The sequence below is a fragment of the Devosia sp. Root413D1 genome (assembly GCF_001425235.1).
In the GTDB taxonomy this organism is placed as follows: domain Bacteria; phylum Pseudomonadota; class Alphaproteobacteria; order Rhizobiales; family Devosiaceae; genus Devosia_A.
The window spans coordinates 31,879-49,163 of record NZ_LMEA01000009.1; the positions used below are offsets into that span (position 1 = coordinate 31,879).

A 17,285-nucleotide genomic window follows, 5' to 3' on the forward strand; every position below is an offset into this window, starting at 1 on the left:
GTAATCGCGTCAGGGCGCCCAGATGGTGGCGCCGATGAAGCGCTCGCCGAGCGCCTCGTTGAAGTAGTAGGCGGTGACCAGCTCACCGGCCGCGTTGGCGACGGTGCGCGGATAGCCGAGGTCGTGGTTGCCGCCGTTGCGCCGGAGATGCCGGGCGGCGCTCCAGCTCCGGCCGCCATCGGACGAGATGCGTGCATCGATGGTGTAGGGCGCATCGCGGTTGCCGTAGGTCAGGGCGATCCGGCCATCCGGCAACAGGTTCAGCGTCGCCGGGTTGCCGAGGTGGTTGGCATGCCGGTCACGGAAGGCGGTGGCAATGCTCGGGCCATCCCAGCTCTTGCCGTTGTCGGTGGAGCGGTAGATCTCGACGGCATAGTCCTGGCCGTGTCCGGCGCGGGTGGCGACGAGAATCGTCCCGTCCTTGAGGCGCAGGCTCGCCGGCATGATGCCGTGGTCGAGATCGGGCAGTTCTTCGCCGATCCAGCTGAGAAAGTTCCAGCTGATGCCACCGTCGCGCGTCTCGGCCGCGAACACCCGGCCTTCGACCCCATCGGCTTTGTTGGCGGTGAGAAAGACGATCAGGTGGCTCTTGCCCAGCACCAGGTAATCGGTGCGGGCGGCGACGCCGGCCCAGACGAATTGCGGGAAGGCAAACGGCCCCTGCCAGCTCTTCGCCCGGTCGAGCGACAGGTAGTAGAAGCTGCGGCAGCCGGGCTCCAGCCCATCGCGAGCGCACATCAGGGCGAAGTCGGGATGGCTGAAATCCACCGCTTCGGTTTGCGGCTTCGGCCCCTCCGGCCCATCGAGCAGCTCGCCGACGCGCAGGCCTGCCGCCATGTGTTCGTCAGCCGACAGGCCGCGGCCGCCCGGCGTCTTGCCGGGGAACCCGATCACCGTCCAGCTGCGGCCGCCATCGCGCGAACGGGCCTGATGGGTCAGCGCCGGGTAGTTTTCGTTGCGGGCGTGGAACTCGGCATCCCGTTCGTAATGGCAGGTGACGAAGCCGACGACCAACTCGTCGCCCCAGGCCCACATGCCGTAATTGGCAGGCCAGCCCGCGAAGCGCCCCGGTTCTGAGTAGACGGTTACCTGCTCCACGGCGCGTCCCCGAAAGAGCCAGAGGTGGGTCTCTGTTGAGGATATATTGTCAGCAATAAAATCGCTGCACAAGCCAAGCCGCGGGGCGGCTCTATCGGTTGGAACATGGTGTCGATCATCGATCTCATGGTCGCCAGCGCGTGGCGCCGATGAAGCGCTCGGTTCTGGCGTCCTCGTTGAAATAGTAGGCGGTGACCAGGGTGCCATCGGCCGCGGTGACGGTGCGCGGATAGCCGAGATCATGGCTGCCGCCGCCGCTGCGCAGCACGATGGTCGGGCCCCAGGTCTCGCCATTGTCGGATGAGACCTTGGCGTCGATGCTGTAGGGGGCGTCGCGGTTGCCGTAGGTCATCACCACGCGGCCATCGGCCAGTTGGTTCAGCGTGCCGGGGTTGCCGAGGTGGTTCTTGGCATTGTCCTTGAATGCCGCCGCCACCTGCATCGGCCCCCAGGTGCGGCCGAGGTCCCTCGAGCGGTAGGTTTCCATGGTGTAGTCGTGGCCGTGCCCGGCACGGACCACGACGAGGATGTCGCCGTTCTTCAGCATCAGGCTTGCCGGCATGATGCCGTGGTCCTTGCCCCAGAGCTCCTCGCCGATCCAGCTGAGGAATTTCCAGCTCAGCCCGCCATCCAGCGTTTCGGCCGCGAATACCCGGCCTTCCTCGCCGTCGAACTTGTTGGCAGTGAGAAAGACGATCAGGTGATCCTGGTTCACCACCACATAGTCGGTGCGGGCGGCGACGCCGGCCCAGACGAATTGCGGCCATTTGAACGGGCCCTGCCAGCTCTTCGCCCGGTCATAGGAGAAGTAGAAGAACGACTGGACGCCCGGCTCGAGCCCGGTGCGCGCCGCCATGAAGGCGAAGTCGGGATGGGTGAAGTCGATCTTCTCGGTGAGCGCGGTCGGCCCTTCCGGGCCATCCATTACTTCTTCGAGCTTAAGCCCCTTGATCATGTGCTCGTCGGCCGACAGCGCCCGGCCGCCGGGCAGCCGGCCAGGAAACGGCCCATAGCTCCAGGTCCTGCCGCCGTCGAGACTGCGCGCCATGGTGGTTGTGGTGGGTTGCGAGCGGTCGCGGGCATGGAAGCCGGAATTGGCATTGAAGGTCGACACGGTGAAGCCGACGACCAGTTCATCGCCCCAGGCCCACATGCCGTAATTGGCGGGCCAGCCGGCGAATTTCCCCGGTTCGCGAAAGATCGTCACCTGCTCCACCGACCCCTCCAGCCTGCATAATGTCGACATTATCCACGATGCGGCACCCACCCCAACCGGTCAAGCGGAAAATAGATGATTGTCAGCAATGTTGGGCGTGCGCGTCTGTCACGTTTGTCAGCGGCCATGACCATAATCCCATGCGGGTCGAGCTGATAAGCCGGAATCGACGAGCAGAATGCAACTTTCGTCGTGCATTTGTCATGGGCCTTGACAAAATAGGCGTTGGCGCTACCGTTTAGCTCAGCATTGCCTCGGGGGTGTTGAGGCAATCGCGGCCGGCGGGACGCTGGTACGCGGCGGGAGCAAGGGGCTCCACGCGCAGCAATCAGGGGAACATGTGAGATGATCAAGCTATCCAGGAGACTGTTCGTCACGTCGTCCTTGGCGACGCTCGCCGCTGCGGCGACTGGCCTCGGCCCGGCGCTCGCCGCTGCGATCGGCGAGGCGCCGATGCTGAAGGCGTTGGCCGATGCCGGCACACTCCCGCCGCTGGCTGACCGCCTGCCCAAGAACCCGATGGTGGTGACGCCGCTCAGGGAAGTGGGCAAGTACGGCGGCACCTGGCGCTCGACCATTGTTGGCGGCGGTTCGCTGTCGATGTTGTTCCGCTACCAGGCCTATGAGCCGCTGATGCGCTACAACCCGGAATGGACCGGGGTGATCCCCAACGTCGCCGAATCCGTCGTCGCCAACGACGCCGCCACCGAATTCACCTTCAAGCTGCGCGAAGGCCACAAGTGGTCCGACGGCCAGCCCTACACCACCGACGACGTGATGTTCTGGTACGAGGACGTGTTCTCCAACCCCGACATCGAGGTCACCAACCAGGACCACCTGATCGTCGGTGAGGACAAGGCGGTGTTCACCAAAGTCGACGCGCTCACCTTCACGGTCAGCTTCAAGAGCTCGAACGGCCTGTTCCTGCTGCTGCTGGCCTGGGCCGACAGCGACCAGACGACCCGCTTCCCCAAGCACTACCTCAGCCAGTTCCTGCCCAAGTACAATCCGGACGCCGATAAGCTCGCGACCGACCAGGGCCTGTCGGGCTGGGTGCAACTGTTCCAGAAGAAATCCGGCGCGGCGCTCGAGGACGACTTCTTCACCAACAGCGAAATCCCCGTCCTCCACCCATGGAAGATGAAGGTGGCGCCGGGCGAGAGCACCGAGCATGCCATTGCCGAACGCAACCCCTACTATTTCAAGGTCGATACCGCCGGCAACCAGCTGCCCTATCTCGACAGCATCGATTACGTGCTGGTCGCCGACGCCCAGGTGCTGCTGCTCAAGTGCCTGCAGGGCGAGATCGACCTGCTCGACCAGTATATCGGCACCCCGACCAACAAGTCGGTGCTGTTCGACGGCAAGGAACGTGGCGGCTACGACTTCTATACGACGCTCTCGACTCAGCCCAACGAGATGGCGATCTGCCTCAACATGACCCATCCGGACAAGGTCAAGGCAGAGCTCTATTCGAACAAGGATTTCCGCATCGGGCTGTCGCATGCCATCGACCGGCAGGCGCTGATCGACTCGGTGTTCGTCGGCATCGGCTCGGCCTCGCAGCCGGCCATCGCCGAGGGCGATCCGCTCTACAATGAGCGGTTGGCGAAGCAATTCACCGAGTTCGATCTCGCCAAGGCCAATGAATTCCTCGACAAGGCCGCGCCCAACAAGGATGCCGATGGCTATCGCCTCGACAGCTCCGGCCGCCGCATCACCATCATCGTCGAGCAGGATCAGAACCGGCTCGAAATGGTCGACATGATGCAGCTGATGATGCCGATGCTGAAGGCGGTTGGTATTGACGGCCAGCTCAAGCTGATCGACCGCTCACTGTGGGAAGTGCGCATCCGCCAGAACATGGATTACGACGCCACCACCAACCGCTTCGGCGGCGGCATCGGCCTCGCGGCCATGCTCGATCCGCGCTACTTCGTGCCCTATAGCGGCAACGCCTTCTACGCCATGGGCTGGCAGATCTGGTATAACGATAAGACCGCCGCCAATGCCGTCGAGCCGCCGGCCCAGGTGCAGGACGCGCTCAAACTCTATGACGAGATGAAGAGCACGGTCGACGATTTGAAGCGCGTCGAGGCGTTCAAGCAGATCCTCGAGATCGCCGCCGACCAGTTCTACTGCATCGGCATCAAGGTGCCCAACGACGCCTACGGCATCGTGCGCAACGACTTCCACAACGTGCCCGACAAGATGCCGAACTCCTTCGGCTATCCCACTCCGGCGCCGACCAATCCCGAGCAGTACTTCAAGGCCTGACCCGGCCTGACCGGGGAGCCCCCCAGGGCTTCCCGGCGCTTTTTTCTCCGGCGCATTAGAGCCTTTCACCGATGACCTGAACCACCCCCGATGTCATCCCTGCGAAAGCAGGGATCCAACCCTCCACCGGCGCCGGCTGCGAGATGGGTCCCAGCTTTCGCTGGGATGACAGCCGGTGGGTAGGTCCAGACCGAGCCTAACCGCCATGCCGATGCAGCCAATGCGAAACGATCTAGCGGTAGTAGCGATGAACAGCACAGCCGAGGCCCTGAGCGGCCTCAGGTCACCCACCTGGTATGAAGGCGCGACGCGCTGGACGCAGCTCACTTTGGTCGAGGACGACCCAGGGAGCTACGACCTCGATTTCTGGCTCGGCGTGTTCGACGAGACCCAGTCGAACGCCACCTGCCTCTCGGCCGGCGGCTATGTCGCCTACTATCCGAGCAAGATCCCGCTGCACTATGTCAGCCGTCATATCGGCGACGGCGATCCGTTTGGCGACCTGGTGGCCGGGGCGCGGCAGCGCAACATGCACGTGGTCGCCCGCGTCGATCCGCACGCTGTGCACGCCGACGTGGCGGCAGCGCATCCCGAATGGATCTCGGTGACCGCCGAAGGCGAGCTCCGCAGACACTGGTCGTTCCCCGAGGCCTATGTCACCTGCGCCTGGGGCGGCTATAACCGCGAGTTCATGAGCGAGGTAATCCGCGAGATCGCCGCCGGCTACGATATCGACGCCATCTTCGCCAATCGCTGGTCCGGTCACGGCGTCTGCTACTGCGCCCATTGCAGCAGCGATTTCCGGGCGAAGACCGGGCGCGAGCTGCCACGCCGGCGCGATCCGTTCGATCCGACCTGGCAGGCCTGGCTGGGCTGGTCGCGCGATGTGCTCACCGAACTCGTCGGACACTGGAATGGCATCGTCGCGTCCGAGCGTCCGCATGGCCGCTTCATTCCCAATATCGGCAACTCCTCGATGCTCGACTTCGCCCTCGACGAGGTGAAACGCTATTGCCCTATCCTGTTCGTCGACCACCAGGGGCGCACCGGCGTGGTGCCGATCTGGTCGGCCGGGCGCGACGGCAAGCGCATGCGCGGCGTGATGGGCGACAAGCCGATCGGACTCGTCACCTCCACTTCGGTCGAGGAGAAGTGGCGCTGGAAGGATTCGGTGCAGTCGCCCGAGGAAATCCGCATGTGGATGATCGACGGCATGGCGCATGGGCTGAGGCCCTGGTTCACCAAGTTCAACGCCAAGGTGCACGACAACCGCTGGCTGCCACCGATCGTCGAAACCTACCGCCTCCATGCCGAGCTCGAGCCGGTGCTGTCAAAGCTGGCGCCGACTGCCGAAATCGCCCTGCTCGACCCCAGCACCACGCTGCGCACCTGGCACTCGGACGACCGCGACAATGCCGAGGGGCACGAGCTCGGCTTCTACCACGCGCTGGTCGAAGCCCGGATGCCGTTCGACCTGCTCTCCGACCTGGTGATGACCGATGCGGCGCTCGACCGCTACCGGCTGATCGCCGTCGCCAACGCGGCGTTCCTCTCCGAGGCGCAGTGCGACATGCTCACCCGCTATGTCGAACGCGGCGGTGCGCTGGTCACCAGCTTCGAGACTTCGCTCTATGACGAGCACGGGGTGCAGCGGCCGGATTTCGGACTCTCCCGCCTGTTCGGCGCCAGCGTTGCCGGGCCGACCGAAGGGCCGGTCAAGAACACCTACATCGCGCTCGACGGTGCCGATCACCCGATCCTCCGCGGCTTCGACGGCGCCTCGCGCATCATGGGCGGCACCCGCCGCATTCCCCTCGATGTTCACGGCGTCTCCGAAGTGCCGTTCCGTTTCGTGCCGCATTTCCCCGACCTGCCGATGGAGGAAATTTACGCGCGGGAGCCGGCCCTTGAACCTGCGGTGCTGGCCCGACAGGTCGGCAAGGGCCGGGTGGTCTACTTCCCCTGGAACATCGGCGAGATCTTCTGGGAAGTGACCAATGCCGATCATTCGCGGCTGCTCGACAACGCCTTCCGCTGGGCGCTGGGTACCCCGGCGCGCGTGCAGTCGGCTGGCCCCGGCCTCGTCGACATTGCCACCCGCGACGGCGCGGGCCAGATTTCGGTGCACCTCGTGAACCTCACCAACCCGATGATGATGAAGGGCCCGATCCGCGAAACCATTCCGCTGCGTGGCCAGTCGGTATCCGTCGCTTTGCCGTCTGGCGCTACGACGGCGACGGCGCGGCTGCTGGTTTCGGGGCAGGTGCCGGCCACCAGCCTCCAGGGTGGCAGGCTGCATGTCGATCTGCCCGAGATCCACACCAACGAGGTGGTGCTCGTCGAGTTCGGGCCCTGACGGCATGCTGCTCTATATCCTCAAGCGCCTGCTCTACATGGTCCCGACGCTGTTCGGCATGTCGCTGGTATCGTTCCTGATCATCCAGCTGCCTCCGGGTGATTTCCTGACCTCGCTGACCTCGGCGATCGCCGATTCCGGGCAGTCGCTCGACCAGGCCTCGATCGACCGGCTGACCGCGCTCTACGGGCTCGATCAGCCGTTCTACGTGCAGTACTGGAACTGGATCTCCAACATCATCTTCCGCGGCGATTTCGGCTGGTCGTTCGACTGGGGCCAGCCGGTGAGCCGGCTGCTCTGGGATCGCATGGGGGTGACGATTTTCGTCTCGGCCCTGAGCCTGGTGTTGATCTGGGCGCTGGCCATTCCGATCGGCATCTACTCGGCGGTGCGCCGCTACTCGATCGGCGACTATGTCTTCACCTTCCTCGGCTTTGTCGGGCTCGCCGTGCCGACCTTCATTCTGGCGCTGGGGCTGATGTACATCAGCTTCACCTGGTTCGGCCTCAATGTCGGCGGGCTGTTCTCGCCCGAATACGAGCAGGCGCCCTGGAGCCTCGCCAAGTTCATCGACCTGCTGCAGCATTTGTGGATCCCGGTGGTGGTGATCGCCATCTCGTCGACTGCGGCGCTGATCCGGGTGATGCGCGCCAATCTCTCCGATGAACTCAGTAAGCCCTATGTCGTCACCGCCCGCGCCAAGGGCCTCTCCGAGTTCACCCTGATCATGCGCTACCCGGTGCGCCTCGCGCTCAATCCGTTCGTCTCGACCATCGGCTGGGTGCTGCCCTCGCTGATCTCGGGCGTCACCATCACGGCGATCGTCCTCAACCTGCCGATGGCCGGCCCGCTGCTGCTGCGCGCCCTGGTCAGCCAGGACATGTATCTCGCCGGCGCCTTCATCCTGATCATGAGCGTGTTGACGCTGATCGGCATGCTGCTCTCCGACATCCTCCTCGCCGTGCTCGATCCGCGCGTCAGGTACCAGCGATGAGCGGCGTGATGTCAGAAGAAGATTTGGCCCTGCCGCCGCCGATCATCGCGCGGGCGGGCAACTCGGCCGCGACCGCCAGTCAGTGGCGGCTGATGGCCTGGCGCTTCAGCCGCCACAAGCTGGCGGTGGTATCGCTGGTCATTGTGGTGCTGCTCTATCTCACCGGCATCTTCGCCGAGTTCCTCGCGCCCTACAGCCCTGAGACCACCCGGCCGCAATATACCTACGCGCCACCGCAGGGCATCAATCTGTTCGCGCCCTCAGCCGATGGTGGCTGGGCCTTCAACTTCCACGCTTCAGGCTATGACATCACCGTCGATACCGAAGCGATGCGCCGGAGCTTTACCGCCAACCCCGACAAAATCATTCCGCTCGGCCTGTTCGTCGAGGGCCAGCCCTATCGGCTGTTCGGGCTGATCGACGCCAACATCCACTTGATCGGCGCCACCGACCCCAAGGAGGTAGTGTACCTCTTCGGCAGCGACCGGCTGGGCCGCGATGTGCTGAGCCGGCTGATCCACGGCACCCGCATCTCGATGTCGATCGGGCTGGTCGGGGTGGTGATCTCGCTTGTCCTCGGCGTCTTTTTCGGCGGCATTTCCGGCTATTACGGAGGCTGGCTCGACAGCGTCATCCAACGGCTGATCGAGGTGATCAGCGCCATGCCCACCATCCCCTTGTGGATGGGGCTGGCGGCGGCGATCCCGCTGACCTGGGGGCCGATCGAGGTCTATTTCACCGTCACCGCCATCGTCTCGCTGCTCGGCTGGACCTCCCTGGCGCGCGAAGTGCGTGGTCGCTTCTTCTCGCTGCGCAACGAGGATTTCGTCACTGCGGCGCGGCTCGACGGGGCAGGCGAGATGCGGATCATCTTCCGCCAGATGCTGCCCTCGATGACCAGCCACATCCTCGCCATGGTGACGCTGGCGGTGCCGGCAATGATCATTGCCGAGACCTCGCTGTCCTTCCTCGGCGTCGGGCTGAAGCCGCCGGTGGTAAGCTGGGGCGTGCTGCTGCAGGACGCGCAGAACCTCCGCGCCATCACCAGCGCCCCGTGGCTGCTGTTCTGGCCGGCTTTGTTCGTGATGATCGCAGTGCTCAGTTTCAACTTCCTCGGCGATGGGCTTCGAGACGCGGCGGATCCCTATGACAGCTGAACCCGACATCGTCCTTTCGGTCCGAGATCTGACCGTCGACTTCACCCAGCGTCAGGGCAGCTTCCGCGCCGTCGACGGCGTCAGCTTCGATTTGCGCGCCGGCCGCACGCTGGGCATCGTCGGCGAAAGCGGCTCGGGCAAATCCGTCACCGCGCGCGCCCTGATGCAACTGGTCGATCCGCCCGGGCGGATCACCAGCGGTTCGATCCGGCTGGGCGAGATCGACATCGCGCAACTGCCGCGGCGCGGCGAAGCCATTCGCGCCATTCGCGGCGCCGATATCTCGATGATTTTCCAGGAGCCGATGAGCTCGCTGTCGCCGGTGCATACCATCGGCGCGCAGGTGATGGAGGTGCTCGAGCTGCATTTAAAGCTCGACCGCAAGGCGGCGCGGGCCCGCACTATCGAGCTGCTCGGGCAGGTGGAAATTCCCAACCCCGAACAGGCGATCGATCGCTACGCCTACGAGTTCTCGGGCGGCATGCGGCAGCGGGCGATGATCGCCATGGCGCTGGCCTGTAACCCGCGTGTGCTGATCGCCGACGAGCCGACCACGGCGCTCGATGTGACTACCCAGGCCGAAGTACTCGACCTGATCGGCCGCATCCAGCGCGAACGCGGCATGGCGATGCTCCTCATCACCCACGACATGGGCGTGGTGGCCGAGACGGTCGATGACGTGGCGGTGATGTATCGCGGGCAGGTGGTCGAGGCCGGGCCGGTGGACCAGGTCTTCCACGGCGCCACCCATCCCTATACGCAGCGACTGCTCGCCGCGACGCTGAAGCTCGAGCAGCCGGCAGCGCGCCCGGCGCTATCGGTCGTATCGTCGCCGATCCTCTCGCTGCGCAACCTGGGCAAGACCTATCAGCTCGGCATCGGCGCCTTCGGCGGCAAGGCCAAGGGCACGCTGCGCGCCGTTGACGCCGTCAGCCTCGAACTCGCGGCGGGCGAAACGCTGGGGATCGTGGGGGAAAGCGGCTCGGGCAAGACCACCCTGGGGCGGCTGATCCTCCGCACCGTGGAGCCGACCGATGGCGAGGTGGTTTACTCGCCGCCCGGCGCGGCGCCGGTTGTGGTGCGGACGCTCGATAAGGCGGGGCTGCGCAACCTCTACAGCGAGATCCGCTTCATCTTCCAGGATCCGTTCGCCTCGCTGAACCCGCGCATGACCGTGCGCCAGATCGTCGGCGAGCCGTTGCTGATCAACCGGCGCGGTTCGGCCGCTGAGATCAACGCCCGGGTCAGCCAGCTGCTCGAGCTGGTCGGGCTCGATGCCGAGATGATGGATCGCTACCCGCACGCCTTTTCCGGCGGCCAGCGCCAGCGCATCGGTATCGCCCGGGCGCTGGCGCTCGACCCCAAGGTACTGATCGCCGACGAGCCGACCTCGGCGCTCGACGTGTCGATCCGCAGCCAGATCCTCGACCTGCTGATCGAACTCAGGCAGCGGCTGGGGCTGAGCTTCATCTTCATCAGCCACGACATCGGCGTGATCCGCTATTTCTGCGACCGGGTCGCGGTGATGCGGCGCGGCCGGGTGGTCGAGGTCGGCGACGCGCAGACCATCTGTACGTCGCCCAGCCATCCGTATACGCAGGCACTGATCTCTGCCGTGCCCTATCCCGATCCGCGCCGCCCGCGCATGCAGCAGCGCGCCCGCTACACCGAAACTTCCTTGGGCGTCGCTACGCTTCGTTGAATGCCCAAGGTATTGATTTTGTCGCGCTTTCGAACCGGAAAAGTCTGCAACTTTTCCTGAAAGCGCTCTAGAGAAAGAGGAACAAAATGGTCAAGGCAGCTTTCCTGGGGCTCGGCGTCATGGGCTACCCGATGGCCCGGCATCTGAAGGCCAAAGGGCACGAGGTCACCGTCTACAACCGCACCACGGCAAAGGCCGAAAAGTGGGTGTCGGAGCAGGGCGGCCGGCTGGCGAAGACGCCGGCAGAAGCGGCGGCAGGGCAGGACATCGTCTTCGCCTGTGTCGGCAATGACGATGATCTGCGTCAGGTGACACTGGGTGCCGAGGGCGCCTTCAAGGCGATGGCAAACGGTGCGGTGTTCGTCGACCACACCACCGCATCGGCCGGCATTGCGCGCGAACTCCATTCCGCGGCCTCCGCCGCGGGCTTCGGCTTCCTCGATGCGCCGGTCTCGGGCGGGCAGGCCGGCGCCGAGAATGGCCAGTTGACCGTGATGGTCGGCGGCGACCAGGCGACCTTCGAGATCGCCCAGCCGGTGATCATGAGCTTTGCCAAGGCGGCGCGGCTCCTTGGTGCGCCCGGCGCCGGCCAGCTCGCCAAGATGATGAACCAGATCTGCATCGCCGGGGTGGTGCAGGGGCTGGCCGAGGCCATCCATTTCGGCAAGCAGTCGGGCATGGATATCGAGGCGGTGATCGACGTCATTTCGAAGGGCGCCGCCCAATCCTGGCAGATGGAAAACCGCTACAAAACCATGAATGCCGGCAAGTTCGACTTCGGCTTCGCCGTCGACTGGATGCGCAAGGATCTGGGCATCGTGCTCGAGGAAGGGCGCGCCAATGGCGCCAAGCTTCCGCTCACCGCGCTGGTCGATCAGTTCTATGCCGAAGTGCAGGCCATGGGTGGCAAGCGCTGGGACACCTCGAGCCTCCTCGCGCGGTTGGAGCGCTGACCGGTATCGTGAGCGCGGAGAGCGACCAGGCTCCGGTTCGTCCCGCGCAGCTGCCGCCGGTGGCGCGGCAGCTGTCGGTTCGCGCCATCATGGAAACCATCCTGCTCAATGGCCCGACCTCGCGGGCCATGCTGGCGAAACATACCGGCCTGTCGCGCCAGACCACCACGCAGGTGGTGCTGGAGCTCGAGCGCGACGGCTGGCTCGAAGTCTCGGGCAAGATGCAGGGCAAGCTCGGCCGCAGCGCCCCGACCTACGAGCTCACCGCCGGGTCGGCCTATGTGCTGGGCATCCGGCTCGAGGGTGAGATCGCGCAGATCGCGCTGGCCAATATCCGCGGCGAGGTGGTGGGCGAGATCGCCGCCGCCACCGACCCGCGTGGTGGCACCAATGTGGTGCGCCAGATCGGCGTGCTCTATCGCGAACTGACCGACACGCTCGGGGTGCCGCGCGATCGGGTGAAGCTGGTGGTGGTCGGCAGCCCCGGCGTGGTCGACCCGGTCACCGGCCATATCGACATCGCCCCCTCCATTCCGCACCTCGGCGACATCAACGTGGTCGACGAGCTGCGCTCCGAGATCGGCGTGCCCCTGACCATCGAGAACGGCGTCAAGCTCTCGGCGCTGGGCGAGCTGTGGCAGGGCGTCGCCCGCGGGGCGCGCAACTTCGCCTATTTCGGTGTCGGGCGCGGCGTCGGCATGGGCATCGTCGCCGATGGCAAGCTGCTGCGCGGCGGGCGCGGGGCGGCCGGCGAAATCGCCTACCTGCCGCTCGGCGGCAACCCGTTCGATCCCTCCGGCTTCGCCTCGGGCACCTTCGAGACGGCGGCCAATGTCGATGCGCTGCAGCGGCGCTACGAGGGCTATGGCGGTGCCGCCGGCTTCTCGGTGACCGAGATCCTCGCCGCCTATGGCCAGGGCGAGGCGGCCGCCGTCGCCGCCATCGACGAGACCGCCCGCTTGTTGGCGTTGGCGATCGGCGCGGTGCATGCGGTGATCGATGTCGACCTGATCGTCTTCGGCGGCAGCATCGGGCTCAGGCCCGAGATCGTCGAACGGGTGCGCGGCCTGCTGCCGCGGCTGATGCGCGAGCCTCCGAAAGTCGAGGCCAGCGCGCTGGCCGACCGCGCCACCTTGGTGGGCGCCCTCGGTGAGGCGCTGCATCGCTTGCATGCCGAACTATTCGGCGTCGAAGCCGTCCGCCGCGAACTGACGCTGTCCGACCTCGGCAAGGGCCGCACACCGCGCTAGCGGGGACAAGCCGGAGTGCATTGCAGCGCGGACGCGTGCTACCGCTTGGCCACCACTTGCATGTGCCAGGGACGCCGTCGAAATGCCGAGCTCTGTTTTGTCCCCCGACGAACTGGGGCCGACCATCTGCGTCGGTGAGATCCTCGTCGAGATCGTCGCAACCACCACCGGCGAGGGGTTCCGTTCGCCGCAGCCGCTGGTCGGGCCGTATCCGAGCGGCGCGCCGGCGATCTTCATCGATCAGTGCAGCCGCCTCGGCGGCAGCGCCGCGATGATCGGCGCGGTCGGCGATGACGACTTTGGCCGGGTCAATCTCGATCGGCTGCGCGCCGATGGCGTCGATGTGTCGGCCGTGGCCATCGATCGTCAGTTCCCGACCGGCAGCGCCTTTGTGCGCTACCGCGCCAGCGGCGCCAGGGATTTCGTCTACAACATCGCCACTTCCGCTGCGTCGCGGTTCGGCTGGGACGACAAGGTCGAGGCGCTGGTCCGTCGTGCCGGCCACCTGCATGTCATGGGCACGGCGCTGTCGATGCCGAGCGCTCGCGAGGTCATTGCGCACGCCGTCGAGATCATCAAGGCGCGCGGCGGCACGCTGTCGGTCGATCCCAATCTGCGCAAGGAGTTGCAGCTGAGCGCGCCGATCGAGCGGCAATTCGCCGAGCTGGTGGCCAAAGCCGATCTCCTCCTCCCCAGCGCTGACGAGCTCGAGCGCGCCGCCGGAGTGGACGGGGAAGCGGCAGCGCTCCGGCGCCTGTTCGAGCTTGGCGTCGGCGAGATCGTGCTGAAGCGCGGGGCGGCCGGCGCCAGCTGGTTCGGCCGCGACGGATCCCGCATCGATGCCGCGGCATTCGCCGTGACCGAACTCGACGCCACCGGCGCCGGCGATTGCTTCGGTGGCGCCTATGTCGCCGGCCGCCGTCTCGGGATGGGGCCCGAACAGGCCCTCACCTATGCCTCCGCGGCTGGGGCGCGCAACGTTACGGTTCGGGGGCCGATGGAAGGCGCCGGGACGCGGTCCGAACTCGACACGTTCATCGCCGCTACGCCAAGACACGTGTGATTGCCGCTTGCATAGGTCCTGCCTTCTTGCCTAAGCAGGTCTCCCGGTTGGGGAAAGCGTCGTGGTCACGATCAAGGAAATCGCCAAGGCAGTGGGCGTCTCGTCCGCGACGGTGTCGCGGGTGCTCAACTTCGACCAGACGCTTTCGGTGACGCCCAAGACCCGGCAGGCGATCATCGAAACCGCCGAGGCGCTGAAGTATGAGACGCCGCGGGCGCGCAACCGCGCCTATCAGCAGGGGCTCGGCAAGGTGGCCCTGGTGCACTACCTGCGCCCCGACCAGGAATTCGTCGATCCCTACTATGTCGGGTTGCGGCTCGGCATCGAGAGCCGCTGCCAGGCGCTGAAGATCGAGACCATCAAGGTCTACCACACCGACAGCCTGCCCGAGGCCTCGCTGCTGCGCGGTGCCTCGGGGATCATCGCCATCGGGCGGCACGACGAGAACGAGATCGCCTGGCTCAAGCGGCACAACCGCAATCTGGTGTTCGCCGATTTCGCTCCGCCGACCGACGAGATCGATTCGGTCGAGGCGGACCTGATGCTGGCGACGCGCAAGCTCCTGCAGTCGCTGCGTGAGGCCGGCTACCGGCGGATCGCCTTTGCCGGCTGGGTCGATGTCTATGACGGGGTGGCGCCGACTCGGGTCGAACGGCGCTGCCGCGCCTATATCGAGTGGGCCAGGGAAGCCGGGGTGTTCGACGAGCGCATCTGTCTCACCGACGGCAAGACCGAAGACAGCGGCTACAAGCTGACCCGCCAGATCCTGTCGCAGCCCGACCGGCCCGACGCGCTGATCACCGCCAATGACAACATGGCCGTCGGCGCCTACCGCGCCATCCATGAAATGGGTCTCAGCATCCCCGACGACATCGCCGTGGCGAGCTTCAACGACATCTCGGTGGCGCAGTTCCTCAACCCGCCGCTCACCACCGTGCACCTTCCCGCCGAAGAGATCGGCGAGGGCGCCGTCGAGCTGCTGCTCGAGCGGATGGGCGGGCGCGAACTGCCCAAGCGGGTGACCTTGGCGACCAGCATTCGCTGGCGCGGCAGCACCCGAATCCGGGCGCCGCAGACCGCGAACTAAATATTTACTGAAAATCTTGCGCAGAGCGCATCCCCCGGCTAACACTATGCTGGCGGGAGGGAGACCTGCACGACCGCACTGAGCCGACCAAGAGCAAAAAAGCTCGGGCCCGGTTGGTTGCGAGCCACATGAAAGCCGATCCGTCGGCTGCTCATCGTGGCAGCGTCTGGAGGGACGTCGCGGCTGACGGCAGAGAGGGGGAAGATGTCAGGAACGGATACGGCCCGGGGACCTAAGTCCATTTGGCGGCAGCTGGCGGACAGCAAGGTCCTCTTGCTGATGTGCGTCCCGGCGATCATTTTCTTCATCGTCTTCAATTACATGCCGCTGCCGGGCGCGTGGATCGCCTTCACCAATTTCAACTACCGCGACGGGATTTTCGGCAGCCCGTTCGTCGGCTTCAAGAACTTCGAGTTCCTGATCAAATCCGGCCAGCTCTGGACGCTGACGCGCAACACCATCCTCTACAACCTCGCCTTCATCGTGCTCGGCAACATCCTGCAGATCGCCATTGCGATCATGCTCAACGAGGTGCGCCTGGCCTGGTTCAAGAAGCTCAGCCAGGCCGCGATGTTCCTGCCGTTCTTCATCTCGTCGGTGCTGGTCGGCGTCATCGCCTTCAACCTCCTCAACTACGACACCGGCGCGCTCAACGCGCTGATCAAGCAGACCGGCGGCGACCCGATAAAGATCTACTCGAGCGCCGGCGCCTGGCCGCTGATCATCATCATGGTGCACCTGTGGCAGTCGACCGGCTATGGCTCCATCGTCTACTTCGCCGCCATCATGGGCATCGATCGCAGCCTCTACGAGGCGGCGACGGTCGACGGCGCCTCGGCCTGGCAGCGCATCCGTTTCGTCACCCTGCCGAGCCTCAAGCCGACCTTCATCATCCTGGTGCTGTTCGCGCTGGGCGGCATCATGCACGGCAATTTTGGGCTGTTCTGGAACCTCGTCGGCAACAATGCCGCGCTGTTTCAGACCACCGACATCATCGAGACCTCGGTCTACCGGATGGTGCTGTCGCAGAACAACTTCACCACCTCCACCGCAGTCGGCCTTTACCAGTCGCTGTTCGGCTTCGCCCTCGTCATGACGGCGAACTGGATCGTGCGCAGGATCAATAAAGACTATGCACTCTTCTGACCTGGCACGCCCGTTCGACACGGAAGGCGTCGGCCTCGGGCCGGCCAAGCCCCGCGCCATCAAGCTCGACGGCAGCGACATCGTGATCCGTTCGATTTCCTACATTACCATCACGCTGTTTGCGCTGTTCTGCCTTTTGCCCTTCATCATGATGCTGTCGGCCTCGCTGTCGAGCGAGGCGGCCATCATGAAATCCGGCTTCGGCATCCTGCCCAAGGATTTTTCGCTCGCCGCCTATGAGTGGATCTTCAAGGCGCCCAAGCAGATCATCGGCTCCTATGTCGTCACCATCGTGATGACGGTGTTCGGCACGGCGATTGGCCTGTTCATCATTTCGATGACCGGCTACGCGCTGCACCGGAAGGATTTTCCGTTCCGCAACCACATCTCGTTCCTCATCTACTTCACCACGCTGTTCTCGGCCGGCCTCGCCCCGACCTTCCTGTGGGTGGCGCGCGACCTGGGGCTGCGCGGCAACTACCTCGCGGTGTTCCTGCAGCTGCTGATGACGCCGTGGCTCATCATCCTGATGAAGAACTTCATGCGCACCGTGCCCTACGAGATCATCGAATCCGGCAAGGTCGACGGCGCCGGCGATTTCCGCATCTTCGCCCAGCTCTGCCTGCCGATGATGAAGCCGGCGCTGGCGACGATCGGGCTGTTCCTGGCGCTCGGCTACTGGAACGAGTGGTACCTCAGCTCGCTCTACCTGGGCAGCACGGTCGAGTTCAAACCGCTGCAATACCACCTCTACAACATCATCAACACGGCGAACGCGCTGCGCAATTCCGTGGCCGGCTCCAATGTCAGCGTCACGGCGCTGCCGAGCAATACGCTGAAGATGGCAAGCGCCATCGTCGCGACCGGCCCGATCCTGCTGCTCTACCCGTTCGTGCAGAAATACTTCGTCAGCGGCATCACCATCGGCGCGGTGAAAGGCTAGCGGCGGCGAACAACCAACTACGCGGCCGGCGCCGATGACCGGC

The 17,285-nt window shown here is 65.1% G+C and carries 13 protein-coding genes; 11 read left to right on the forward strand and 2 right to left on the reverse strand.

Annotated features, from left to right (window positions below):
* Nucleotides 1–9: 9 nt before the first annotated feature.
* Entirely contained in the window at nt 10–1,098 is a 1,089-nt protein-coding gene (locus ASC89_RS12220; RefSeq protein ID WP_055998120.1) for a sialidase family protein, read from the reverse strand.
* 124 nt (nt 1,099–1,222) lie between these two features.
* Nucleotides 1,223–2,314, reverse strand: coding sequence for a sialidase family protein (locus ASC89_RS12225; protein ID WP_055998123.1), 1,092 nt, complete (start codon nt 2,312–2,314; stop codon nt 1,223–1,225).
* Nucleotides 2,315–2,659: 345 nt separating this feature from the next.
* Between ASC89_RS12225 and ASC89_RS12230 the strand changes: the two genes are divergently transcribed.
* The 11 genes from ASC89_RS12230 to ASC89_RS12280 all read left to right on the forward strand — a co-directional run bounded on the left by ASC89_RS12230 (nt 2,660) and on the right by ASC89_RS12280 (nt 17,242).
* Entirely contained in the window at nt 2,660–4,591 is a 1,932-nt protein-coding gene (locus ASC89_RS12230; protein WP_055998126.1) for an ABC transporter substrate-binding protein, read from the forward strand.
* Between the two features lie 247 nt (nt 4,592–4,838).
* Nucleotides 4,839–6,947 (forward strand): alpha-amylase family protein, encoded by a 2,109-nt coding sequence (locus ASC89_RS12235; RefSeq protein WP_055998129.1) that lies wholly within the window; start codon nt 4,839–4,841, stop codon nt 6,945–6,947.
* Between the two features lie 4 nt (nt 6,948–6,951).
* Nucleotides 6,952–7,941, forward strand: a complete 990-nt coding sequence (locus ASC89_RS12240) for an ABC transporter permease (RefSeq protein WP_055873285.1) — start codon at nt 6,952–6,954, stop codon at nt 7,939–7,941.
* Between the two features lie 8 nt (nt 7,942–7,949).
* Nucleotides 7,950–9,098, forward strand: coding sequence for an ABC transporter permease (locus ASC89_RS12245; protein WP_055998962.1), 1,149 nt, complete (start codon nt 7,950–7,952; stop codon nt 9,096–9,098).
* Complete coding sequence (locus tag ASC89_RS12250) at nt 9,088–10,800, forward strand: ABC transporter ATP-binding protein (RefSeq protein WP_055873276.1); 1,713 nt, start codon at nt 9,088–9,090, stop codon at nt 10,798–10,800. The genes ASC89_RS12245 and ASC89_RS12250 overlap by 11 nt, the downstream gene beginning before the upstream one ends.
* A gap of 86 nt (nt 10,801–10,886) precedes the next feature.
* Nucleotides 10,887–11,753, forward strand: coding sequence for an NAD(P)-dependent oxidoreductase (locus tag ASC89_RS12255; RefSeq protein WP_055998132.1), 867 nt, complete (start codon nt 10,887–10,889; stop codon nt 11,751–11,753).
* Between the two features lie 8 nt (nt 11,754–11,761).
* Nucleotides 11,762–13,003, forward strand: coding sequence for an ROK family transcriptional regulator (locus tag ASC89_RS12260; RefSeq protein WP_244488455.1), 1,242 nt, complete (start codon nt 11,762–11,764; stop codon nt 13,001–13,003).
* Between the two features lie 82 nt (nt 13,004–13,085).
* Nucleotides 13,086–14,066 carry a sugar kinase gene (locus ASC89_RS12265; protein ID WP_055998135.1) on the forward strand — a complete coding sequence of 327 codons (981 nt, stop codon included), beginning with the start codon at nt 13,086–13,088 and terminating at the stop codon, nt 14,064–14,066.
* A 61-nt stretch (nt 14,067–14,127) separates the two neighbouring features.
* The gene (locus ASC89_RS12270; protein ID WP_055998138.1) at nt 14,128–15,153 is read left to right on the forward strand and encodes a LacI family DNA-binding transcriptional regulator; all 1,026 of its coding nucleotides are present in this window, start codon (nt 14,128–14,130) and stop codon (nt 15,151–15,153) included.
* A 279-nt stretch (nt 15,154–15,432) separates the two neighbouring features.
* On the forward strand, nt 15,433–16,299 hold the full coding sequence (locus tag ASC89_RS12275; RefSeq protein WP_197420991.1) for a sugar ABC transporter permease: 867 nt from the start codon (nt 15,433–15,435) through the stop codon (nt 16,297–16,299).
* A complete protein-coding gene (locus ASC89_RS12280; RefSeq protein ID WP_082533341.1) occupies nt 16,286–17,242 on the forward strand; it encodes a carbohydrate ABC transporter permease in 957 nt (318 codons plus the stop codon). Before ASC89_RS12275 ends, ASC89_RS12280 begins: the two co-directional genes overlap by 14 nt.
* Nucleotides 17,243–17,285: the final 43 nt, after the last annotated feature.